This is a genomic window from Bradyrhizobium sp. SZCCHNRI3052 (genome assembly GCF_032484895.1).
Classification (GTDB): Bacteria; Pseudomonadota; Alphaproteobacteria; order Rhizobiales; family Xanthobacteraceae; genus Bradyrhizobium.
This window is the reverse complement of sequence record NZ_JAUETW010000013.1, coordinates 153526-175619: the sequence shown is the minus strand read 5'-3', so window position 1 is coordinate 175619 and position 22094 is coordinate 153526. Positions and strand designations below refer to the sequence as shown.

Here is a 22094-nt window from a genome sequence, read left to right as displayed (position 1 = left end):
ATCATGGATCCCGTCTTGCTCGCCCTGACGCAGAAGCAGCTCGATCATATCACCCGGCAGATGGGATGGGTGATGATGAAGACCGCGCGCAGTCCCATCTTCTCGCAGTCTCACGACTTTTCCTGCTTCATAGGGGACGCGGATGGGGCCGTGGTGGCGCAGGCTGACGGCATCCCCATTCATACCGGGAGCGGCGGCTTCGCGTTGCGCGCTCTGAAGCAGGCCTTCAATGGAGATATCGCCGAGGGCGATGTCTTCCTGTCCAATGATCCCTATCTGGCGGGCAACAACCATCTGGCGGACTGGACGGTAATGCGGCCCGTCTTTGTCGAAGGTGCGTTGTTCGGCTTTTCATGCAATCGCGCACATCAGTCTGACGTCGGGGGAGGGGTCGCGGGCACCTATAATGCGGCCGCGCGAGAGATCTTCCACGAAGGCGTTCGCATCCCGCCATTGCGGATCGCCCAAAAGGAAGTCGTGCGCGAGGATATCCTGCAGTTGCTGCTCGCCAACACGCGCTGTCCCGACCTGCTCATCGGCGATCTGCACGCCATGCTCGGATCGACGCGGATCGGTGCCGAAAGGCTCGCATCGCTGGCCCGCGATCTCGGCAGCAAACAAGCGCAAAGGCTGTTTCCAAACCTGCTCGACTATGCAGAGCGTCGAATGCAGGTTGAGATCGAGCAATTGCGGCCCGGTCGATACAGCGGCGTCGACGTCAGCGATCATGATTGCTTTGCGGCGGCCAATATCCGGATCGAGGTGTCGTTGACGGTCGAGCGCGAACGACTGATATTCGACTTTTCCGGTTGTTCGCCGCAGATCGCAGGCTTCAAGAACAGTCCCTTGGCCAATACCTCATCGGCCGTCTATCTCGCGGTTGCGACCTTCCTGGACCAGTCCCTGCCCCGGAACGAGGGTGCCTACCGGGCGATCCAGATCATCGCTCCTGAAGGCACCATCGTGAACGCAAGATCGCCAGCGCCCGTCGGCTTTACGACCACGCATCCGGCGCACGAGATCATTACCGCCTGCTGGCAGGCCTTGTCAGGCGCCGCGCCCGATCGCAGCTGCGCAGGGTGGGGCAAGTCGCTACACCCGGTATCGGCCGGTTCGACGCGACAGGGCAACATCTTTGTTCTCTATCATTGGCTGGGCTATCCCGCCGCCGGTGCGGTCGCAGAACGCGACGGCTTCAACGTGCTCGGCACGGTCAACACCCTCGGTGGGCTCGTGCTGCCGAATGTCGAGGACCTCGAGCTCGCCTACCCAGTCGAGATCCGCCGCCAGGAGTTCCGAACCGATGGAGGAGGTCCTGGCCGGATGCGTGGCGGGACCGGAATTCATTACGAGGCCCGGCAGCTGGTGCCCACCGAGACCACGTTTCGCGACGAGGCGAGCAGGCGGCCCTCCGGGTCCGGGGTGATGGGCGGACAGGCCGGGGCCGTCGCTTCGATCCGCTGCCGCGCCGCAGACGGCACCCTCGTTCAAACACCGGCCTACGGCACGTTGCGCTGTGGGCCCATGGACATTTCCATCGAATCGGCCGGCGGTGGCGGATGGGGTGATCCGGGCGAGCGGAATCCGGAAGCGGTGCGCCGCGATGTCGTCGACGAACTCGTCAGCCTGGATGCGGCCCGAACCATCTATCAGGTCGTGCTGTCATCCGACATGTCGAAGGTCGACTACGAGGCGACGCATCGCGAGCGGAGCAAGAGACGTTTCACCACGACCACCCTTGAGGAGATCGCCCAATGGGAGCTTTTACGGCAAGAGCCTACGCCTGCAATCGACGAGCGATCTTCGCGGCGGCCGTCGCCGTTCAAGTCGCATTAGGTTTTTCACCAGTCTGGGGCCAGAGCCGGAACGAGACCGCGCGAGTGGTCTGGCCGTTCGAGACCAGCTCGCTGGATCCTGCGGGCGCCGGCGTGCAGCGATCGACCTGGGGCGTGTCCTGGCACGTTTACGATCGGCTGGTCACGTTTGCGCTGGATCAGCCGCATGACAATGTCCAGCAATACAGGTTGGATCAACCGCGCGGCGACGTCGCTGAACGCTGGGACATCTCCGAGGATGGAAAGGTCTACAGATTTCATCTTCGCAGCTCCGCAGCCTTCCATGACGGATCGCAAGTGACCGCCGAGGACGTCAAATGGTCGCTGCAACGTGCGATCAGCCTGCCGACCACGCGCTTCGTCCTCAATTTGGGAGGTCTTGCCAGCGAAGACCAGATCAAGGTGATCGACGCCAAGACCGTGGAGATCGCGCTCACCAAGCCAAATCGCTATCTGTTGCTTTCGCTCAGCACGCCGTTCGCACCCATTATCAACGCCAACCAGGTCAAGGCCCATGTCACCCCCAACGATCCCTGGGGCACCGAGTGGCTGAAGGCCAACGAGGCGGGGAGCGGCGCCTATCAGGTCATGACGTTCCGGCCTGATCAGGTTGTCCTGCAGCGTAACGACAAATGGCATGGCACGCCGCAACCGGCCATGCGGTGGGCCGTGTTTCAAACCGTGCCTGAGGATACAACCCGCGTGGCGCTGGTCGAGCGGCGCGCGGCCGATGTTGCCGTCGGGCTTGCGCCGAACGCCATCGAAGGCGTCGAACGGCGCGCACAGGCGAAGCTGTTGCTGATTCCCATGCCGAACCAGTTCGAGTTTCTGGTCATGAACACACAGATCAAGCCATTCGACGATGTACGAGTTCGTCAGGCGATCGCCCACGCCGTCCCGCAAGAGGATATCTTCCGGAGTGTGTTCCTCAATCGGGGCAAACGATTGTTCGGCCCGCCTGAGCAGGCGCAGGGCGCCAGCTTTCCGCAACCACAGTCGTTCGCCTATGATCCTGAGTTGGCGCGCAAATTGTTGGCGGAGGCAGGATATCCGAACGGCTTTGACACCACCTTGTCACTATGCACCTGCAAGGCCGAATACTTCGAAAATCTCGCGGTGGCGCTCAAGGATCATCTCGCGCGGGCTGGTGTCCGCGTGACGATCGAGAAGCTGCCGGGGGCGCGTTTCGGCGAGCTGCAGACAGCAAAGCAAATGCCGGTCTATCTCGAAAACCAGGTGGCCTGGCTCAATCTTCCAGACTACTGGATCCGGATCTTCTATCGCGGAAATACACGTTCGAATTTCTCGGGCTACAACAATCCCGTACTCGATGGGCTGCTGGCAAAGGCGGACGACGCCGGCAGCGATGCTGATTATGATGCGGCGATGCGCGAGATGATCGCAATCGTGAATCGCGATGTTCCGCTCCTGATGTTTCGTCAGGCGGCCCTGGAGGTCGTCATAGGCAAGGACATCGGCAATTACGCGTACTGGTTTCATACGCTCCCAGATGTGCGGTCGATGATCAGGAACTGACACACGCCAAGCGGCTCCTCGCTACAATCGGCGAGGAGCTGGTGCTTGGCCATCCTACGCCGTCTGCGGGTCCCGCGGTCGTTTTTGATTTGTTCACGCTGAAGAGCCTGGTTGAAGAGCTTGGAGCCCCGCGATGTTGACCTTCTTCGTGCGCCGCCTGCTTGCGGCGGTGCCCGCGATCTGCACCCTGGTCGTAGCGACGTTCCTCATCATGCGCGTTCTGCCCGGCGATCCAGCGGTCTTCTTCGCTTCGGGTCCCGTACCGACCGCGGAAGAGACGGCCTATGTCCGACAAAAGCTCGGCCTCGATCGGTCCGTCCCTGAGCAGCTCCTGATCTATGTGAAGGATATCGGCCGGGCTGATCTTGGCATGTCATTCACGACCGGACGTCCGGTTCTGACGGAGTTGCGCGAGCGCCTGCCGGCCTCGCTCGAGTTGGCGGTCACGGCGCTGCTGCTGGCGCTGGCGATCTCGATTCCCCTTGGGGTCGCAGCAGCAATATGGCGCGGCTCGCCGGTGGATCACCTCGCGCGTGTCATCAGCAGCATCGGCGTGTCGATGCCGACCTTCGTCACGGGCCTGCTCCTCACCTACGTGTTCTTTCTCTGGCTCGGTCTTGCACCGGAACCTGTCGATCGAATCGACATGTTCATCGCCGCGCCGCCGCGTCTGACAGGCTTTCTCCTGATCGATAGCAGTCTCAGCGGGCGTTGGGATGCGCTGCAGTCAGCTGCTGGCAGGCTTGTGCTGCCGAGCATTACAATGGCGATTTTCGTGCTGTCGCCGCTGACGCGCATGACGAGATCCGCCATGCTGGGAGTGTTGAGTTCCGATTTCGTGCGTACGGCGCGCGCTATGGGGCTGAGCGACGTCACCGTCTACATCCGCTACGCGCTGCGTAACGCGCTGCTGCCAGTGTTGACGACGATGGGGATCGTGTTCTCGACGATGCTTGGTTCGAACGTTCTGGTCGAACGGGTCTTCGGCTGGCCCGGCATCGGCAGCTTCGCGCTCAATGCGCTGCTCGCATCGGACTATGCGCCCGTGCAAGGGTTCGTTCTTTTGATGGGATTGCTTCTCGTCACCGTCAATCTGACAATCGATATCGCCTATGGCCTTGCTGATCCACGCGCACGCAGGGGGGAATGATGCAGTCTCCATCTTCGATCGTCTCACATGCGGCGCGGATCGTCGCGCTGAACTGGTTGTCGGTTGCGGCCGTCGCGACCGTCGCGATCATGCTGCTTCTGGCTTTGTTCGGACCAATGCTGGCACCGTTCGATCCCTATGCGACCGATCTCGGCCATGTGCTGCTGCCGCCAAGTCCGACGCATTGGTTCGGCACCGACCAGCTGGGGCGGGACGTGCTGAGCAGAGTGATCGTCTCGGCGCGCCTCGATCTCTTCATCGCCGTGTGTGCGGTGACGGCATCCTTCGCCATAGGTGTCAGCATCGGTGGACTGTCGGGCTATCTGGGCGGCGCCTTCGATCTCTGGACCAGCCGCATCGCTGAGATGCTCCAGGTCTTTCCGCTGTTCGTTCTGGCCATGGCGCTGGTTGCCGCTCTCGGCAACGATCTGCGCAACGTGATCCTTGCCACCGCGATCGTGAATCTCCCGTTCTATGTGCGGCTGGCGCGCGTGGAGGTTGGCGTGTTGAGCAGCCAGCTGTTTGTCGAGGCAGCGCGCGTCGCCGGCAATGGTGACGGGCGGATCATAGCGCGCGTTCTACTCCCGAACGTGATGCCCAACCTCATGATTCAGCTGTCCGTCAATCTCGGCTGGGCGATCCTCAATGCCGCAAGCCTGTCCTTCATCGGTCTCGGCATTCGGCCGCCCACGGCGGAATGGGGGATCATGGTCGCTGATGGCGCGGCTCAGGCGATGGGCGGCAATTGGTGGCTCGTCGTCTTTCCTGGCGTAGCGCTCGCCTTGGCAGTGTTCGCGTTCAATCTGCTGGGCGATGCCTTGAGGGACATCCTCGACGTTCGTAGCCGATAGAAGTCCTAATGAGCAGGTCATGTTGAAAAGATCCAATCCCCCGCTGCTGAGCATTGATGGCCTGGCTGTCGACTTCGATACCCCGCATGGACCCGTGCGAGCGCTCGATCACGTGTCGTTCGACATCGGGGCGGCCGAGATCGTTGGCATCGTCGGAGAAAGCGGCTCCGGAAAATCCGTCACAGCCTACTCGATCCTGGGGCTGCTTCCGCGCCAGGCTCGGGTTCAATCGGGCTCGATCACCTATCTCGGCCGGTCACTGCTCGGCCTGCGGGAGTCGGAGCTGAAGGCCATTCGCGGAAGTGAGATATCGATGGTATTTCAGAGCCCGCAAACGGCTCTCAATCCGATCAGGCCGGTCGGAGCGCAGATCAGCGACGTCCTGAGGGCGCACAGCCCGCTGAGGGGCGGTGACGCCGACAAGAGAGCTATCGAGGCCCTGCATGCGGTTCACATTCAAGCCCCCGAGCGTCGTGTCCATGCCTATCCGTTCGAGATGTCCGGCGGAATGTGTCAGCGCAGCGTGATTGCCATGGCGCTTGCGTGTACGCCGCGGCTGCTGCTGGCTGACGAGCCGACCACCGGCTTGGACGTCACCACCCAGAAGGCCATCATGGAGCTGCTGGTGGAGTTGAATCGCTCTCGCGGCATGTCCACCATGTTCATCACCCATGATCTCGGTCTGGCGGCGCAATATTGTGACCGCGTCATCATCATGGAACGGGGAAGGGTCGTTGAACACGGTCCGACAGCACAGATCTTCAGTCATCCGCAACACGTCTATACGCGAAAGCTGTTGAGCGCGACCCCGCAGGGGCATGACAAACTGACGGACCTGATACCCGCTTCTGAGCTGCAGGCCTCTGGTCCGATCCGGCATCTCTCGGAAAGGGCTCGAACGCGCGAGCCTGCAAAATCGCCAGTCCTCAGCGTCCAGGGTCTGACGCACGATTATGTGCTGCAGAAGTCGCCTCGCACTATGTCGAGGTTCATGGCGCCTTGGCGCAGCCGCCCCGAGGCCACACCCTCGTCGTTTCGGGCGGTTGACGATCTCAACTTCGAGGTGCACCAGGGCGAATGCGTCGGACTTGTCGGCGAGTCGGGGTCGGGCAAGACGACAACGTCGCGGCTGATTGCCAAACTGGTCAAGCCCTCGGCTGGATCGATCAGACTTCATGGTGAAGAGATCGCCGATGCCGACCCACGGTCCTTTGCAAGGTCGGCCAAGCGGCGGCTGATTCAGATCGTGTTTCAGGATCCCGCCTCCAGCCTGGATCCGCGGCGGACCGCATTCGAGGCGATTGCCGATCCGCTGATCCGTCTGGAACGGCTGAAAAGATCGGATGACCTCGAACAGCGCATCCACAACATCTGCGACCTTGTCGAGTTTCCGAAAGGGCTACTCAGCAGGTACCCACATCAACTTTCCGGCGGACAAAAGGCCCGCGTCGGCATTGGTCGGGCGATTTCGGTTAACCCGGCGCTCGTTGTGCTCGACGAGCCGACCTCGGCCTTGGACGTCTCCGTGCAGGCCGTCGTGCTCAACCAGCTGGACAAGCTGAAGCGGGCGCTGGGCCTGTCCTATTTGTTCGTCAGTCATGATCTCAACATCGTCAGGCTGATGTGCGATCGCGTCATGGTCATGAAGGGGGGGCGCATTGTCGAGCAGGCCACGGTCGCAGACCTGTTCAGCAGACCGCAACACGCATATACCAAGGCGCTTCTCGACGCGATTCCCCGGATCGAATTCGGCGGCGAGCCGGCGCCGATCTCCGGGTTGGAGAGAAGCCGCTTGAGCGTGGGCGCGGTCCCTCGGAACTGAAGCGATGGCCGCCATGCGTCACACTTGGCTCGTAGCAAACGGTTCGACCCGGTAGACGAGGTAGATCCCGGCGAGGATGAGGCCGATTCCAGCGGTGAGTTGAGGCGACACGGTCTCAGCCAACAGGATCACGCCGGCGGCGGCCGCCGAAATCGGTGCTGCCGTCACGAAGATCGCAATCCTGGCCGCCGAAGCTTGTTCGATAGCCCAGGACCATAGTAACAATACGCCGGCGCCCCCAACCGTCCCGCAGAACAACACCGCGAGCCAATCCTTGGCGGCAAGCAACGGTAGGCCGCCGAGCGCGCCATCCGCGAGGGTGAAGGCGAACAAGATCACAAGGCCGCCGAAACAGGCGATCGGAGCGATCGTGTGGGCGGGATAGCGCGTCAACATGCGAGCAGCGCAGACGTTGAACAGTGCCAACAACACGGTGGTGAGGAGCACGACCGCATCGCCACGATTGATGGTCATTGGCGCGCCAGTGGCGAGCTGACCGGAAAGTCCGACGGCAACTCCGATGAGCGCGCAGCAACAGCCGGCGACCCGGCGCAGGGTGCATTTTTCCTGTCCGAGCATGGCGGCGAATGTCAGGGTCAGCAGCGGGCTGGTGCAGATCACTAGCGCTCCCCGCGAGGCAGTGGTGTATTGCATGGCAATTGTCAAAAGCCACGGACAGAGCCCTGCGACGACACCACCAAGAGCGAGGATGGTCGCACAATCCTGGGCTGGCGGACGTTGCGATTTCCTGAGAAGCGGTGCGAGGCACGCAGCCGCAATCGCACAGCGAAGAAAGGCGATGGCCAGCGGATCATGACGCTGGACGATCAGGCGCGTCACGGCGAGTTGAGCGCCGTTGGCGCAGCTCGCGACCGTAGCTGCGATTGCTGCGACTGCGGATGTACCACGAAGGCTCAGCATCAAGACGTCCGTTCTTCCAGGATGACCTTGCATCCGTAATCTCCCGGTCTGTCTCTGCACCTCGAGCCGACGTGAAGTACGTGGTGCGCAGGTTGTGACCAGTCTGGGTCACCGCAAGCCATAATCTGGTGCCTTCGGAGAGCAGACGGCCGTGCCTGCGCCAAACGACCGCTGTTCAGCCCAGCGTCAACTCGCTCCAACGGGCGCCCATCAGCTTTCGCATCCATCCATGCCGGCCCCAACGGCATTCTAATATGAAGTTCACAGTCGGCCTAGCTACCAGGAAAGGTGATGGTCTTGGATGCAGTCGCATGTCCTTTACGATGATGGAACGTCTTCAACTCGGGTGAGAGCGCCGCGATCGCCAGGAAGAAGAGGAACGACACCGATAGCTGAATTGCCGGACCGTCGTTAAGTTCGAGGGAGCGATCATATTGACGGCGCGGTTGTGCCGGCGGTCCCAAGCGCAGTCCTCGTCTCGTTCGTCAGATCGGAAGCTCGCGCGTGCCTGGATCCGCTCCATTATCTCAGCTGCCAGCGGTGCAATCTGCTGCGAGCTTTTGGTGCGGCCCGCGGATGCGAGGTGAGGCGGGTGTGCTGTACACCTTAGCCGGCATCTTGTGGTCGTGTCTTGGCGTAGGACCACCAGTCTCGGTAGCTCGTCAAGAGAACGCCTGCGTGGCATGAGCGGTGCACGTCGGCTGATGACGATTTGTTGCTTGGGCACCAGGGCTACGAATGGCCGGGTGTCCGATGATGACGCGCGCTCCTCCTGAAGCAGATACTATACTGATGTTAATACGACTGTGATGCCGTTGGGTGTCGCAAGAGAAAGGTGGAACCTGAGAGTGAGGCCGCTACCGCTTCCCGGCTGTATCTGTCTATCCAGGAGCTTTGTAGGCAGGCGTGGCATTCGGCGCGGCCGACGCGCATGCTCTGATGGCAGTCGCTGGCACCTGGGTCCTGGGACCCAAACTGTCGCGCCGCGGTTGAGCTCCACCGCCAGCCCATAACGCATAAGAATAGGTCCCCTCGATTTCGGACTTTGACAGAGATGCAGGACTCTTCCAGCCTGATGCGTGGGCAACGGGCGAGGCACCGGATGAAGTACGTCTATATGAAGTACGTCTATATATTGGCTTTCTGCATCGCCGTCACGGCGAACGCGGCCGGTGATGTGTCTGCGGCGGAGGTCCTGCCAGGGGCCACCCTGCAGATCGGGGCCGGCGGATCAGACATCACTACGCTTGACCCCCATCGTGCAACGACCAGCACCGACAAGCCGCTGATCGGCCTGATGTTCAACGGTCTGGTTCGGTTCAAGCCAGGGAGCGCCGATCCTAAGGATCTCGAACCCGATCTCGCCGAGCGCTGGGAAACGTCCACAGACGGACGAATCTGGACCTTCTTCATCCGAAAGGGCGTCAAGTTTCACGGAGACTGGGGCAGCCTCACCGCAGATGATGTCGTCTACTCGCTGACACGCGCCGCAGACCCCAGCCGATCGAGCTTCGCTGCAGACTTCCCCGCGATGGAGAGCATCGCCAAGGTGGACGGGTCCACCGTTCGTATTGCCCTGAAGTATCCAGATCCGAATTTCCTCGGCCGCTTGTCCAACTATCACGGCGGAAACATCGTCTGCAAAAGAGCGGTGGAGGAGCTCGGCGACAAGTTTGCCTCCAACCCCGTCGGCACGGGTCCGTTTGCGTTTTCAGAGCATGAAACGCAGCGGCATGTGAAGCTGGTCGCAAACGAGGTTTATTTCCGCGGCCGGCCGCAGATCAGCAATATCATGTACCGTACGATCCCCTCCGACAGCGCCCGCGAGCTCGCCTTTGCGTCCGGAGAGCTCGACGTCATCCAAGGCCGGCGCGAGCAACGCTGGGTCGATATGACCCGCCAGCGCGGCAACATGGTCGTTGATGTCTTCCGTCCAGGAGAGTTTCGAACGCTTCACATCAACAGCAGTATTCCGCCGCTCGATGAGCTGAAGGTCCGACAGGCAATCGCCGCTGCGGTCAATCTCGACGATCTCGTGCAGTTTGTCGGTAAGACCGTCAGTCTGAGAGGCTGCTCGGTCGTGCCCCCGGGCTATATCGGAGAGGACTGTTCATCTGGGGCTTATGCTTACGATCCGGTGAAGGCCAAGGCGCTTCTGGCCGAAGCGGGCTACCCAAATGGCCTGACGCTCAAGGTCGTGGTGTCCAATATCTCGGCTATCCTGCCGACAATGGAAATCATTCAGCGCCAGCTCGCAAAGGCCGGTATCAAGCTGGATATGAGCGTTGTCGATCACGCCACGTATCAGAGCCAAATTCGTGGCAATGCCAGCGCTCTGGTGTTTTATGGCGCCGCCAGATTTCCGGTCGCCGACACGTACCTGACCGAGTTCTATCACTCGAGCTCGAGCATTGGAAAGCCGACGGCGGTTGCCAATTTCTCCCATTGCGACGTTGCGGACGCCGACATACAGGCGGCGCGGGTGGAAGGCAGTGTGGAGCGGCAGCAGGAGCTGTGGAAGGAGGCTCAGCGCAAGATCCACGACGCCGTCTGTTCTGTTCCGCTGTTTGAGCTTCAGCAGGTCTGGGGGCACAGCAAGCGTGTCAACTACGGCTATGAGCTCAAAGGAGCCATGAACCTCGCTCCGCCGATCACCGAGGCGACGACGCTTATGCCGCGCTGAGCGACTCCTGGGAGAGCCGTGCGGCCGTCGTGCGCGCCTGCTGGAGGAAGGCGTCGACCAGACTTGCATTGCGGCTGTCGCGCATTCGACAGAGCTGGAAGTCGTAGGACAAAGCGGGCTCGAAGCGTCTGATGGCCAGACGGTCCTGAAGCCCGCTGAACATCAAAGGGTGCACCAGCGCGACGCCGAGGCCGGCTGCCACGAATTCGCACAGGGTCGGCGAGACATTGGCAACGAGCACGGTGTTGGGTCTGACGTTGTAGGCGTCGAACATCGTCGCAATGCACTGACCGGCCTGGCTCTCAGGATCGAAAGACACGAAGGGAATGTTGTCGAGATCATCCGGCTCCACAACGTTCTTCATGGCGAGGGGATGATCGGTCGGCATGATGCAGACGAGCGGGTGCTGGGTCAGCGGTTCGGCGATCACGTAGGGATTGTCGATCCGCGAGCTGACAAGGCCGACATCGAGCTTGCGTGTGACCAGCCAGTCCACGATCCATTCCGAGCTGCGTGACTTGACCGAGCAGAACACGTTGGGATGCTGCTGCAGGAAGCCCATCGTCGCCTGCTGGATGAACGAACGCGACAAAGCCGGCATGACTCCGACAAGAAGCTGCCCCTGCTCCTCGCGGCGGATGGCCTCGACGGCATTCTCCACCTGGCGGACACCTGAAAAAATCCGATCAATCTCCTTGTAAAGCCGCATGCCGCGCTCTGTCGGAGCAAGGCGGCCCTTGACGCGATCGAACAGGCTGAGCCCGGTATCCTCTTCGAGATGAGCGATCAGTTTGCTCATCGCGGGCTGGGAGATGTTGAGGATCAAAGCGGCTCGGCTGATCGAGCCGCTCTCGATCACCGCTTTGAACGCCTCAACCTGTCTGAGATTGATCTGACGAGCCATCCCATAACCCTGAAGAATACAGCCAGAGATTTTCGACTTTGACCAAATATCTCTTTTTGTCGTCATATTGGGCAAGAGGAAATCTGATGCATCCTGAGATAATAGTTATCGGTGCGGGCACGGTTGGTGCTGCGATCGCTTATGGGCTTGCGCGAAGACAACGCCGAGTGCTCGTGCTCGACGGTGACGATCGCGACCATCGTGCGGCGCGGGCCAATTTCGGCCTTGTTTGGCTACAGGGCAAAGGCCAGAACATGCCCGCCTATCAGCAGCTGTCACGCCGTAGCGTCGACATGTGGTCCGACTTTGCGTCGGAACTCACTGATCTGGCCGCGTTGGATCTTCACTATGAGCAGAATGGCGGTTTGGCGTTCTGCCTCGGAGATGACGCGTTCGAGAAGCGCCGCTTGGACCTTCAGCGGCTGCAGAACCAGCTCGGCGGAGCGGAGGCGGATTGGCGGATGCTCGATCGCGCTGAACTGGCCAAACTGCTTCCGAAGGTTCGATTGGGGCCTGATGTGGCCGGCGCCAGCTTCGGCCAGCGGGACGGGCATGCCAATCCGCTTCAGCTCCTTGCGGCTCTTCATGCCGGAATCCTGCGTCTGGGTGGAGATCTGCGCCGAAACGCTGCGGTGCGGCAGATCGTGCCCAGCGAGGCGGGCTTTACGGTGACGTTCGGAAACGAGACCGTCAGTGCGCCGCGCGTGCTGATCGCTGCGGGTCTCGGGTCTCAGGCGCTGGCGCGGCAAGTGGGTCTTGAAATCCCGCTGCGGCCTCAACGCGGGCAGATCCTGGTGACCGAGCGCCTTGAACCATTTCTGCCTCTGCCGACGAGTGGCTTGCGTCAAACCCGGGAAGGCACCGTGATGATCGGTGCTACCCATGAGGAGACCGGTTTCGATAGCTCCGCGACCGCGATCGCGGCAGCAGATCTCAGTCGGCGGACGCTTCGCATCGTGCCGGGGCTTGCTGAGGCAAAATTGGTTCGGCAGTGGGCTGGGTTGCGCATCATGACGCCTGATGGGTGTCCCGTCTACGCCCAGTCCCAGAAGCACCGGGGAGCCTTCGTGGCGTTGTGCCATTCAGGCGTCACGCTTGCAGCTCTGCATTCCACCGTCTTGGCCGATGCCATCTCGGCCGGCCAGTTGCCGGATTCGCTCGATATCTTTCATCAGAGTCGCTTTGATGTTTCGAAAGCTGCATGAGCCCGTTGAGACCGTGACTGTCTATGTCGAAGGCAAACCTGTCACGGCGGAGCCGGGCGAAAGCCTGGCAGCTGTGCTGCTCCGGCAGGCTGCCGTCTGGTCACGCCCCACGCCGGTTAAAGGGAGCGGGCGAGCTCCCTATTGTATGATCGGCGTCTGCTTCGACTGTCTCGCTCAGGTGGATGGAATCGCCTCGGTTCAGACCTGCATGACCCCGGTTCAGGAGGGCATGAAGGTTGAGCGCCAGCAGCGTAAGCGGTGCTTGCCGTCATGAGCACCACCGATCTTCTCATCGTAGGGGCTGGCCCTGCTGGCATGACAGCGGCCATCACAGCCCGCCGCTATGGAATTGACGTCCTGGTTCTGGACGATCAAAGTTCGCCTGGCGGGCAGATCTGGCGCTCGGTCGAAACCCAAGCGGCGACCCCGAGGGGAGCCATCCTTGGAAGGACTTATCAGGACGGAAAGGCTGCGACCGATGCATTCCGCGCCAGCGGCGCGCGGTACGAGCCTCGTACACAGCTTTGGCAGGTCGAACCTGGTTTTCGTGCCTTCGTGACCCATGATGGCAAGGCCCGGACGATCGAGGCGCGCGCCATCATCCTCGCAACCGGCGCCCAGGAGCGGCCTGCTCCCTTCCCAGGCTGGACACTGCCGGGAGTCCTCACGGTGGGTGCCGCTCAGGTCCTGTTGAAGACCGCCGGGCAGATCCCCTTCAAGCCAGTCTGGGTCGCTGGTTGTGGCCCGTTGCCGCTGCTCTACCTCGTTCAGTTGCTCAACGCCGGAGGTCAGATCGCCGGCTATCTGGACACGACACCGGCCGGGAGTCATTGGGCGGCGCTCCAACATCTGCCGAAGGCCCTGCGTGCCAGTGGGGCGCTCCTCAAAGGGCTCGCGTGGACGGCCGTCCTTCGACACCGGCGTGTGCCCGTCGTCCGTCATGTCATCGACCTCGTGGCGCACGGATCGGACCGGATCGAATCCATCAGCTATCGAACGGCCGATGCACAAGAGAAGACCGTTTCCGCGGATAATCTGTTTGTGCATGATGGTGTCGTGCCGAACGTCCATGCACCGCTGGGGCTGGGCTGCGCGGTTGAATGGCGTGACGAGCAGGATTGCTACGTTCCGGTTCTCGATCAATGGGGTGAAACGACCAAAGCCGGTATCTTCATTGCCGGGGATGGCGCGGGCATTGCTGGTGCGAAGGCCGCGCAATTTCGTGGGGCGCTCGCAGCACACAGGCTGGCAGTCAAGCTCGGCTATGCGGACGAGCAGATCGTGCTCAAGGAAGCGTTGCGCGTTCAAAAGAGTTTGGCTCGCGAACTTGCCTTGCGGCCCTTTCTTGACACCATGTTCAGACCCCACGGCAGGGTTTTTAGTCCGTCCGATGAGACTGTCATATGCCGCTGCGAGGAGGTCACGGCAGGAGAGATCCGGGCGATGGCGCAGATCGGCGGCTCCGGCCCGAACCAGATCAAGGCCTTCACGCGTGCAGGGATGGGCCCCTGCCAGGGGCGGCAATGCGGTTATACCGTCACCCGCATCCTCGCGGAAATCCAGGATTGTCCTGCAGGGGAGATCGGCTTCTATCGAGTCAGGCCCCCGCTCAAGCCCGTGACGCTTGGAGAGCTGGCCACACTCGATCAAAAGGAGGAGGTGTTGTGAGGCACTTTCCTTGTCTGGAGAGAAGAGTTCAGTCCGAACATTCTGGTTTCTGTTCGCGAATGTGCTGGGTGATCCAATGATCAGCTTTGCCTTCAAGCGGCTGCTGCTGGCCATCCCCACCTTGCTGGTGATGCTGACAGCAATCTTCGTGCTGGTGCGTCTCGTTCCGGGTGATGCGGCATCCGTCATCCTCGGCGACCAGGCAACCGAAGCCTCGCTTCGCGCGATGCGCGCCCGGCTCGGGCTCGATCAGCCGATCCAGGTCCAATATCTTCACTTTCTCGGTGAGGTGCTCACCGGAAATCTCGGGCAATCGCTGAGCAGCGGCCGGACTGTCGTGCAGGAGGTCCTGCTGGTGTTGCCCTCGACGATCCAACTCACCTTGGCGGCCATCGTGATCGGAATCGTCCTGGGTCTGCCGCTCGGAATCCTCGCAGCGCTCGGCCGCAACAGCTGGATCGACTACGTCTCGCGGCTGGTCTCGTTGGTCGGGCTATCGTTCCCAGCGTTTGTGTCAGGCATTCTGTTGCTCATCGTATTCGCGATCCAGCTGGGATGGTTCCCCGTTCTCGCGTCCGATAGCACGGATCCGATCGAACGGTTACGAAGCCTTGCCTTGCCTGCGCTGAATCTCGGCTTGATCCTGATGGCCTATGTGGTGCGTGTCACGCGGTCATCCATGCTGGGAGTCCTTGGCGAGGATTACATCCGCACAGCGCGCGCGAAGGGAGTGACTCCCACGCGCCTCGTCATGCGACACGCTCTGCGCAATGGCCTCATTCCGGTGGTTACCGTTGTTGGCCTCTACTTCGGTACGTTGATCGGAAATTCGGTGCTCACGGAGATCATCTTCAACCGACCCGGCCTCGGCAAGCTGATCTTCGGGGCACTCAACGCTCGCGACTATACGCTGCTCGAGGGGCTGATGATCATCTTTGCCATCTGCGTCATCGTCGTGAATACGCTGACGGACATTACCTATGGGCTTATCGATCCGCGGGTGAAATACAAATGACGATCGGGGTTGCATCGGTTGCAGTGTCGCAGCCTAGTCGATTGTGGCTGGCCTTCTCCAGAAATCCTCTCTTCTGGCTGGGTGCGCTGCTTCTTGCGCTCATCATTGTCGTGGCGGTGCTCGCGCCGCTGATCGCGCCTCATGACCCGCTGGAGCAGAACATCGTGGCCAGGCTCGAGCCGCCGTCGGCGGAGTTTCTGTTCGGAACGGACAATTACGGCCGAGATGTCCTGTCCCGTCTGATCTATGGAGCCCGCATCTCCCTAATGGTCGGTTTCGTCGCCATCCTGATTGCGATGACGATCGGCTGCACGATCGGAATCGTTGCGGGTTATGTCGGAGGAGCGCTGGATCAGCTCGTGATGGGAGTGCTCGACGTGCTGCTCTCGTTTCCAGCTCTCCTGCTCGGCCTCATGATTGCGGCGATGCTCGGCGCCAGCCTTCAGAACCTGATCATTGCAATCGCAATCACGGAGATCGCGCCGTTTGCGCGAGTTGCCCGGGCGCCAACGATTGCCTTGAAGCAGCAGGACTTCGTGATCGCCGGTCGAGCGCTTGGGTTCGGACCTGTTCGGATCATGGGGGTTCATATTCTCCCCAATATCATCTCGGATGTCGTGGTGATGAGCTCGTTGTGGATGGCTTCCGCGATTCGCACGGAAGCATCCCTGAGCTTCATCGGTTTAGGAGTTCCGCCACCGACCCCGACCTGGGGCAGCATGATCCGGGAAGGGTTCGACAACATCCTCGACGCCTGGTGGCTCGCGGTCTTCCCGAGCCTTGCGATCTTGGTGACCGTGCTCGCCCTCAATCTCCTGGGAGACGCTCTGCGAGACGCAATCGACCCAAAGCTGCGGGGGGAATAGCAGGTATGACATCGTTTCCTAGGCCAGCTCTCGACCTGCGCAATCTGCGGACCGAGTTTCGAATCGGCGACCACTGGTACCCGGCCGTACGCAACGTCTCGGTATCACTGATGCCGAATGAGACGCTCGCGGTGGTCGGCGAGTCGGGCAGTGGCAAGAGTGTCATGGCCCTGTCGATCCTGCGGCTGCTTCCGCATGCCGGTGCTCGCATCCAAGGCGGAGAGGTGTTGTTCGAGGGTCAAGATCTGGTGACCTTGTCCGAGCGGGACATGAGCACCATCCGGGGCAATTCGATTGCGATGATCTTCCAGGAGCCGATGACGAGTCTCAATCCGACCATGACCGTGGGAGACCAGATCGCGGAGGCGATCCTCATTCATCGCGGTGGGTCGCGCATGGAGGCCAAGGCTGAGGCGCTTCGGCTCTTGGCGGAAGTCAAGATTCCATCGGCGAAGAGCCGTCTGGATGAGTATCCGCATCAATTTTCGGGAGGGATGCGCCAACGCGTCATGATTGCCATGGCACTTGCCTGCCATCCGAGGGTTCTTCTGGCCGACGAGCCGACGACGGCACTCGATGTGACGATCCAGGCGCAGGTGCTGACTCAACTCGAAGAGCTCAAACAGGCCTACGGAATGTCGATGCTGTTCATCACGCACAATCTTGGCGTGGTTGCGCAGATCGCCGACCGCGTTGCCGTGATGTATGCGGGCGAGATTGTCGAGCTTGCGACCGTCGACGCGCTGTTCGCAAAGCCCATGCATCCTTATACGGCGGCGCTGCTGCGTGCCATGCCGCGAGCTGACCGGGCCAGCGAGAGTCTGGAGCCGATCCCCGGCAGCGTTCCGGCCCTGTCTGCTGTTCCAGCAGGCTGCGCCTATGCCCCCCGCTGCCCGTTCAAGGACCGCAGCTGTACCGAACTGCACCCAGAGCTCGTATCATCAGGTGATCCCGGACATTTGGTGCGCTGTCCCGTCAGACCGGTCGGAGGAGTGCATTGATGACGACGTCCCTGGGAAGCGGCGACTTTGTTGTACGTCATCTTTCGAAGGCCTTCGTGAGACACGGAGGTTCAGGCGCCAGACACGTTCGGGCGGTCGACGATGTGTCCTTCCGCATTCAAAAGGGGGCTTCCCTTGGCCTCGTGGGCGAGTCCGGTTGTGGCAAGTCAACGGTCGCGCGTACCATCCTTCGGCTGATTGAGCCCGATAGCGGATCAATCTTATTCGACGGCATCGATGTCCGGGCCGCCAAGGGTGCCACCTTGCGCGCGTTGCGGCGCCGGATGCAGATCGTCTTTCAGGATCCCTATTCTTCGCTCAACCCGCGCCGAACAATCCGGCAGACTCTGGAAGAACCCCTTCGTGTTCATCTGCGACTCTCGTCCAAGGACATCCGTGAGCAGGCGGAAGCCGCCATGGTCGAGGTCGGGTTGCCGCGAGAAGCGCTGGAACGCTATCCGCACGAGTTCTCCGGCGGGCAGCGGCAACGGATTGGCATTGCACGGGCGCTGGTCTTGGATCCCGAACTGATCGTCGCAGACGAGGCCGTTTCTGCCCTCGATGTGTCGGTCCAGGCGCAAATTCTTCGACTGCTGGAGGGGCTGCGCGAACGCCGGGGCCTGTCGTTCTTGTTCGTTTCGCATGACCTCGGGGTGGTCCGGCATTTCTGCGATCGGGTCTGCGTCATGTATCTTGGGCGCATCGTCGAAGAGGGGCCGACGGTGGATGTTCTTGATCGTCCGTTGCATCCTTATACGAGGCTTCTGCGCGACAGCTATCCCGTACCGGATCCGAGGGCCCGCCGGCCTCTGATCCCGATCGTGGGAGAGGTTCCTTCTGCAGCCAATCCGCCTCCGGGCTGTGGCTTTCATCCGCGTTGCGCGCGAGCGGAAGGTCTATGTTCCGTCGAAAATCCGCAGCTGGAAACATCGGGAGACGACCGATCCCGAGCTTGTTACTTCCCGGAAACAAGCGATGTCGCGTGGGGAGCCTGCGCATCGGAGCGCGATGAATTGAAGCGCCGAAGGAATTCATTGGCGAGCTTGACCTCATCGTGATCCGGTTGCCTGATGCTTCCCTGGATTGAGGCGGACTTGAGCGGGAGCTCGCTTAGAGAGATGTGGCGGTTTCGAGGATTACCGCGCATCGATTTGTCTGCGCGCCATGATTTGCCGACGTGGACGGCTGCGCTACCTCACCTCGTCCGATCCAGCACATGTTGAAGATCCCTGGAGGCCCGCATGAGATACACCGCTGCCGAGCTGTTGGCCGAATGGGTCAGCGCGAGCAAAGTTCCAGAAGAAGCCCGGATCAGCGCGGCGAAATGCGTGCTCGATTTGATGACTGCCGCGATAGCCGGCCATGAGACGCCAAATGCGGTGGCCGTGCGCCGAATTGCGAACGCGACTTGGGGCCATGGACCAGCAGCGATGTGGTTCTCGGGAGAGCAGTCGACCGCGGCGGGCGCAACCTTCGTCAATGCGGCCTGTGCATGCTCGCTCGATCTGGATGATGGCCACCGCGCCGCTTCGGGGCACCCCGGCGCAGCGATCATTCCGGGGGTATTGTCACTGCTCGGCAGTCCGTCCTTGGATGGGCAACGGGCGCTTGCTGCCATTGCCATAGGATATGAGATCGGCGTTCGCATGTCTGCTGCGCGGGATCTGCGAAGCGTCCCGACGGTGAACAGCGGCCTCTGGAGCGGTCAAGCCGTTGCGGCAGCGGTGGGTTGGCTGAGAGGGCTGTCTCGGGGCCAGATCGCACACGCGATCTCAATCGCTGGGACAACGGCACCGAGCCAGTCGGCTACTCCATACACCCGGTTCAGAGGCAACAGCGTCAAGGAGGGCATCCCATGGGGAGCCGCCAATGGCATCCTGGCGGCCGATCTGGCCAAGCAGGGCTTCACCGGACCGATCGACATTCTGGACAGTTCAGAACGTTACGATCGCGCGCGGCTTCTCGACGGGCTCGGAACGAGTTGGCTCATCAACAGCACCTATTTCAAGCCCTATAGTTGCTGCCGTTGGATTCACGCGCCGATTGACGCGCTGATCACATTGCTGAGCGATCATGACATTCATCCGGGAGCCATCATCAGCATCGATGTGGAGACCTTTGGGAGGTCGTTGACCCTGAGCAACGAGGTGGAGCCCCGTACGCTGGAAGGAGCGCAGTACAGCCTTCCGTTCTGCCTCGGTGTCGCCGCGACCAGCGGCGCACCAGCGTTGCTCCCCTTGAGCAACGAGTCGCTGACAGACCAACGAGCCATCGAGATCGCTGGACGCGTCCACATGACCGTCAATCCCGAATTTGACCTCATGTTCCCGGCCGCGGTTCCCGGGCGGGTTCGCATCACCACGGCGTCGGGCTCCTTTGAGCGGACCGTGTTGGCGCCGAAAGGAGAGCCTACGAATCCGATGAGTTGGGACGACATCGGGTCGAAGTTCCAGGCCATTGCAGCTGGTTGCGCCGATGCTCGTGTCGCGGCTGGGATTCCACATGCGATTGGCGCGTTGCGAAGCGGAGATGTTGCGCCGTTGCAATCGATGCTGGAAGCAAGGCTGTTCGCCAGCTCGAATGACGCGTCGCCTGTCGAGCGGCTTGAGGTCGCCAAGTAGGCCCAGCGAGCGATGAGACGGCGGCAAGAAATTCCTCCTGCCAATAGGTCTACGCAGATCGCTTTGTCCCACCCCCTGGAAAGGAGCGCGCGCGCGAAGCCGGCGAGGAGGCGCCGGCGATCTGGCTTCTGCAGCGGTCCAGCATCTTCCTTGCCATGCGGTGTCAATTGGCCTCCTGATATGAAAATCACTTTGAAGCAGCACTGCCTGTAAAGGTAGTGGTCCGGAATGCGGTCGTATGGCTGTCACGAGAATGGGAAGATCGTCAGTGCAGTGAATACGGCGCTACGATCGCCATCGAAAAAGAGTCACACGTCAATCGAATCGACCATAGCCAAGAGACCGGGCCGAGCGTCGCAACGGATCCTCCCTCACGTGCAGGAGCGGATACTGCCAGAATGCCCCGTTCCTGTCGGGCGGATTGCGAGGCGAACCGGCGGGTATCAAAGTCGAACCTTGTGTTCGCGGCGAAGCTGCTCGGCTGTTTGCGCACAGGGTCCGTCACAGCCGCCATCTGCGCTCGAATGGTCCGGATTTTTGAGCACTGGACTGTCGTCGTTCGCGACGACATATGCGTGCTTGAGGGAACGGTGTGGCGTCTTCCATTATTCCAGGGCAGCTTGGCTGCGCCGCTCTTGGCCATCGATCCTGCCGCGGGGTGGGCACGGGCGCGCGGCGAATGGCTTACGATAGAGCGCCGCACGAGAGCGCCGGCGCAGCGGGACTTCATCCGGAGCTGATCTCCGATCGCGCGGCGCAATGCCTGGAACATCAGCTCGATCCTGCGGATTGAGCGGAGCGCGTTGACTTAGGCGATATGGCATGGGCGAGGTCGCTTGACCGAGATTGGTCGGGCCGACGGGAAGCGCTCGTCAAACGTGCGTGAGCACTAGTGGAGAAGCTCGCGTGAGCCTCAAGTGTAAGCAGCTGCCTTCTCGGTCATCTGCTGAAATCTTTAGCAAGTCGACCCGAGGCAAGCTTGGCGCCGCACACAGTAGCGCGGCCGGCGGGATTTGAGTGAAACCGAAAGTCCCAGGAATACGCAAAATCCACTGTGTTGCGCTCGACCGGTGTCAACTCCGCAGATTGATAGCCCCGTGCGGGAGCCCTCGTTGCTAGCCTCTGCAAACGTTGGTGAGAGAGCGGAAATGGCAGGGACGAGTGTGTAATGAGCGAGTTCAACTGGCGGTCGTCCGAGTCTTACCAGAAGCTCGAAACAGCCGATGCGGCCGACTTTGCCTGGGAATGTCTACGTCGTAATCCAGACTATCGGCGAGATTACAGCGATCTGCTTGCACAAGACAAAGACGGCCCGACCGATCCTGAATTCCGGCAGCGATGGGGGCTTTCTTTTCGCGGCTGACCCAATGCGCCGGTTTGATGCTCAGGCCATATTCTGGGCGCCGGAAGTGCTGCCGACTGTGCTTCGCCTTGCTCCGACCTCGCACGGCTCGCTTGCGCCATTCTCTCATCTCGACCTTCGCGGATCGCCCGGCGCCGAGCTGAGACGGGCGTCCGACGGCTGGTACGCGGTGCTGCAGTTGGGCGGCGCCACGCACCGGCTGATGCTCTCCCGGCTTCCGGCGAAGGGGACGGCCGTGGCTGTCGAACTGCCGCTCGACCGTGATTTCGATTTGCAGACGCGCGCGGCCTATCGGCTTTGGACGGCGCTGAGACGCGGTCCGGTCCGGCTGCCGGCTCACACCGGGCCCCTTCAGCAGCGCCGGCGCCTCGTTCTTGCGCTGCGCGCCTTGGATGGCCGCCTCGAGGGCCAGAATTATCGGGCGATCGCCACGGTTCTGTTCGGGTCCGAGCGAGTTGAAGATCGGGGATGGAAGACGCACGACCTGCGCAGCCGGACGATCCGGCTGGTTCAAACAGGTCAGACCCTGATCCGAGGCGGCTATCGAAATCTGCTGCGTAGCCAACGGCGATCAGCATGATCGGCGCGCTGGTCCGTCTCGCAGCCGCCGCGGAAGCCGACCCTCTGGGCGAGGACTGGCTGGGCATGCCGGA

18 protein-coding genes are annotated in these 22094 nt (G+C 61.4%); 16 read left to right on the top strand and 2 right to left on the bottom strand.

What is annotated here, in order from left to right; genetic code table 11:
* The first annotated feature begins 3 nt into the window (after positions 1–3).
* The 5 genes from QW887_RS28530 to QW887_RS28510 all read left to right on the top strand — a co-directional run bounded on the left by QW887_RS28530 (position 4) and on the right by QW887_RS28510 (position 7194).
* Positions 4–1836 (top strand): hydantoinase B/oxoprolinase family protein, encoded by a 1833-nt coding sequence (locus QW887_RS28530; protein WP_316176060.1) that lies wholly within the window; start codon positions 4–6, stop codon positions 1834–1836.
* Positions 1755–3371, top strand: coding sequence for an ABC transporter substrate-binding protein (locus QW887_RS28525; protein WP_316176059.1), 1617 nt, complete (start codon positions 1755–1757; stop codon positions 3369–3371). The genes QW887_RS28530 and QW887_RS28525 overlap by 82 nt, the downstream gene beginning before the upstream one ends.
* 133 nt (positions 3372–3504) lie before the next feature.
* Positions 3505–4521 carry an ABC transporter permease gene (locus QW887_RS28520; RefSeq protein WP_316176058.1) on the top strand — a complete coding sequence of 339 codons (1017 nt, stop codon included), beginning with the start codon at positions 3505–3507 and terminating at the stop codon, positions 4519–4521.
* Complete coding sequence (locus tag QW887_RS28515; protein ID WP_316176057.1) at positions 4521–5372, top strand: ABC transporter permease; 852 nt, start codon at positions 4521–4523, stop codon at positions 5370–5372. Before QW887_RS28520 ends, QW887_RS28515 begins: the two co-directional genes overlap by 1 nt.
* 19 nt (positions 5373–5391) lie before the next feature.
* Entirely contained in the window at positions 5392–7194 is a 1803-nt protein-coding gene (locus QW887_RS28510; protein WP_316176056.1) for an ABC transporter ATP-binding protein, read from the top strand.
* An 18-nt stretch (positions 7195–7212) separates the two neighbouring features.
* Here QW887_RS28510 and QW887_RS28505 read toward each other — a convergent pair whose 3' ends face one another.
* Complete coding sequence (locus QW887_RS28505; protein WP_316176055.1) at positions 7213–8115, bottom strand: DMT family transporter; 903 nt, start codon at positions 8113–8115, stop codon at positions 7213–7215.
* A gap of 1102 nt (positions 8116–9217) precedes the next feature.
* Here QW887_RS28505 and QW887_RS28500 point away from each other — a divergent pair.
* Entirely contained in the window at positions 9218–10798 is a 1581-nt protein-coding gene (locus QW887_RS28500; protein WP_316176054.1) for an ABC transporter substrate-binding protein, read from the top strand.
* On the opposite strand, the gene QW887_RS28495 is transcribed toward QW887_RS28500, so the two are convergent.
* Positions 10785–11768, bottom strand: a complete 984-nt coding sequence (locus tag QW887_RS28495; protein ID WP_315754364.1) for a LysR substrate-binding domain-containing protein — start codon at positions 11766–11768, stop codon at positions 10785–10787. The genes QW887_RS28500 and QW887_RS28495 overlap by 14 nt on opposite strands.
* A 20-nt stretch (positions 11769–11788) precedes the next feature.
* Here QW887_RS28495 and QW887_RS28490 point away from each other — a divergent pair, with 20 nt between their 5' ends.
* The 10 genes from QW887_RS28490 to QW887_RS28445 all read left to right on the top strand — a co-directional run bounded on the left by QW887_RS28490 (position 11789) and on the right by QW887_RS28445 (position 22021).
* A complete protein-coding gene (locus QW887_RS28490; RefSeq protein WP_316161050.1) occupies positions 11789–12907 on the top strand; it encodes an FAD-dependent oxidoreductase in 1119 nt (372 codons plus the stop codon).
* Entirely contained in the window at positions 12828–13181 is a 354-nt protein-coding gene (locus QW887_RS28485) for a (2Fe-2S)-binding protein (protein ID WP_316176053.1), read from the top strand. The genes QW887_RS28490 and QW887_RS28485 overlap by 80 nt, the downstream gene beginning before the upstream one ends.
* Complete coding sequence (locus tag QW887_RS28480) at positions 13178–14575, top strand: FAD-dependent oxidoreductase (RefSeq protein WP_316176052.1); 1398 nt, start codon at positions 13178–13180, stop codon at positions 14573–14575. The genes QW887_RS28485 and QW887_RS28480 overlap by 4 nt, the downstream gene beginning before the upstream one ends.
* Before the next feature lie 76 nt (positions 14576–14651).
* Positions 14652–15590 (top strand): ABC transporter permease, encoded by a 939-nt coding sequence (locus tag QW887_RS28475; protein WP_315754288.1) that lies wholly within the window; start codon positions 14652–14654, stop codon positions 15588–15590.
* On the top strand, positions 15587–16456 hold the full coding sequence (locus QW887_RS28470; RefSeq protein WP_316176051.1) for an ABC transporter permease: 870 nt from the start codon (positions 15587–15589) through the stop codon (positions 16454–16456). Before QW887_RS28475 ends, QW887_RS28470 begins: the two co-directional genes overlap by 4 nt.
* Before the next feature lie 5 nt (positions 16457–16461).
* Positions 16462–17457 (top strand): ABC transporter ATP-binding protein, encoded by a 996-nt coding sequence (locus tag QW887_RS28465; RefSeq protein WP_316176050.1) that lies wholly within the window; start codon positions 16462–16464, stop codon positions 17455–17457.
* The gene (locus QW887_RS28460) at positions 17457–18515 is read left to right on the top strand and encodes an oligopeptide/dipeptide ABC transporter ATP-binding protein (protein ID WP_316176049.1); all 1059 of its coding nucleotides are present in this window, start codon (positions 17457–17459) and stop codon (positions 18513–18515) included. Before QW887_RS28465 ends, QW887_RS28460 begins: the two co-directional genes overlap by 1 nt.
* Positions 18516–18698: 183 nt before the next feature.
* Positions 18699–20078, top strand: a complete 1380-nt coding sequence (locus QW887_RS28455; protein WP_316176048.1) for an MmgE/PrpD family protein — start codon at positions 18699–18701, stop codon at positions 20076–20078.
* A 1168-nt stretch (positions 20079–21246) separates the two neighbouring features.
* Positions 21247–21441 (top strand): transcriptional regulator domain-containing protein, encoded by a 195-nt coding sequence (locus QW887_RS28450; protein WP_316176047.1) that lies wholly within the window; start codon positions 21247–21249, stop codon positions 21439–21441.
* A gap of 4 nt (positions 21442–21445) precedes the next feature.
* A complete protein-coding gene (locus QW887_RS28445) occupies positions 21446–22021 on the top strand; it encodes a DUF2285 domain-containing protein (protein WP_316176046.1) in 576 nt (191 codons plus the stop codon).
* The last annotated feature ends 73 nt before the right edge of the window (positions 22022–22094 follow it).

Bases quoted from the DNA above. Each gene is read 5' to 3' on its own strand.
- QW887_RS28530 (WP_316176060.1), top strand. From the start codon at position 4: ATGGATCCCGTCTTGCTCGCCCTGACGCAGAAGCAGCTCGATCATATC.
- QW887_RS28525 (WP_316176059.1), top strand. From the start codon at position 1,755: ATGGGAGCTTTTACGGCAAGAGCCTACGCCTGCAATCGACGAGCGATC.
- QW887_RS28520 (WP_316176058.1), top strand. From the start codon at position 3,505: ATGTTGACCTTCTTCGTGCGCCGCCTGCTTGCGGCGGTGCCCGCGATC.
- QW887_RS28515 (WP_316176057.1), top strand. From the start codon at position 4,521: ATGCAGTCTCCATCTTCGATCGTCTCACATGCGGCGCGGATCGTCGCG.
- QW887_RS28510 (WP_316176056.1), top strand. From the start codon at position 5,392: ATGTTGAAAAGATCCAATCCCCCGCTGCTGAGCATTGATGGCCTGGCT.
- QW887_RS28505 (WP_316176055.1), bottom strand. From the start codon at position 8,115: ATGCTGAGCCTTCGTGGTACATCCGCAGTCGCAGCAATCGCAGCTACG.
- QW887_RS28500 (WP_316176054.1), top strand. From the start codon at position 9,218: ATGAAGTACGTCTATATGAAGTACGTCTATATATTGGCTTTCTGCATC.
- QW887_RS28495 (WP_315754364.1), bottom strand. From the start codon at position 11,768: ATGACGACAAAAAGAGATATTTGGTCAAAGTCGAAAATCTCTGGCTGT.
- QW887_RS28490 (WP_316161050.1), top strand. From the start codon at position 11,789: ATGCATCCTGAGATAATAGTTATCGGTGCGGGCACGGTTGGTGCTGCG.
- QW887_RS28485 (WP_316176053.1), top strand. From the start codon at position 12,828: ATGCCATCTCGGCCGGCCAGTTGCCGGATTCGCTCGATATCTTTCATC.
- QW887_RS28480 (WP_316176052.1), top strand. From the start codon at position 13,178: ATGAGCACCACCGATCTTCTCATCGTAGGGGCTGGCCCTGCTGGCATG.
- QW887_RS28475 (WP_315754288.1), top strand. From the start codon at position 14,652: ATGATCAGCTTTGCCTTCAAGCGGCTGCTGCTGGCCATCCCCACCTTG.
- QW887_RS28470 (WP_316176051.1), top strand. From the start codon at position 15,587: ATGACGATCGGGGTTGCATCGGTTGCAGTGTCGCAGCCTAGTCGATTG.
- QW887_RS28465 (WP_316176050.1), top strand. From the start codon at position 16,462: ATGACATCGTTTCCTAGGCCAGCTCTCGACCTGCGCAATCTGCGGACC.
- QW887_RS28460 (WP_316176049.1), top strand. From the start codon at position 17,457: ATGACGACGTCCCTGGGAAGCGGCGACTTTGTTGTACGTCATCTTTCG.
- QW887_RS28455 (WP_316176048.1), top strand. From the start codon at position 18,699: ATGAGATACACCGCTGCCGAGCTGTTGGCCGAATGGGTCAGCGCGAGC.
- QW887_RS28450 (WP_316176047.1), top strand. From the start codon at position 21,247: ATGAGCGAGTTCAACTGGCGGTCGTCCGAGTCTTACCAGAAGCTCGAA.
- QW887_RS28445 (WP_316176046.1), top strand. From the start codon at position 21,446: ATGCGCCGGTTTGATGCTCAGGCCATATTCTGGGCGCCGGAAGTGCTG.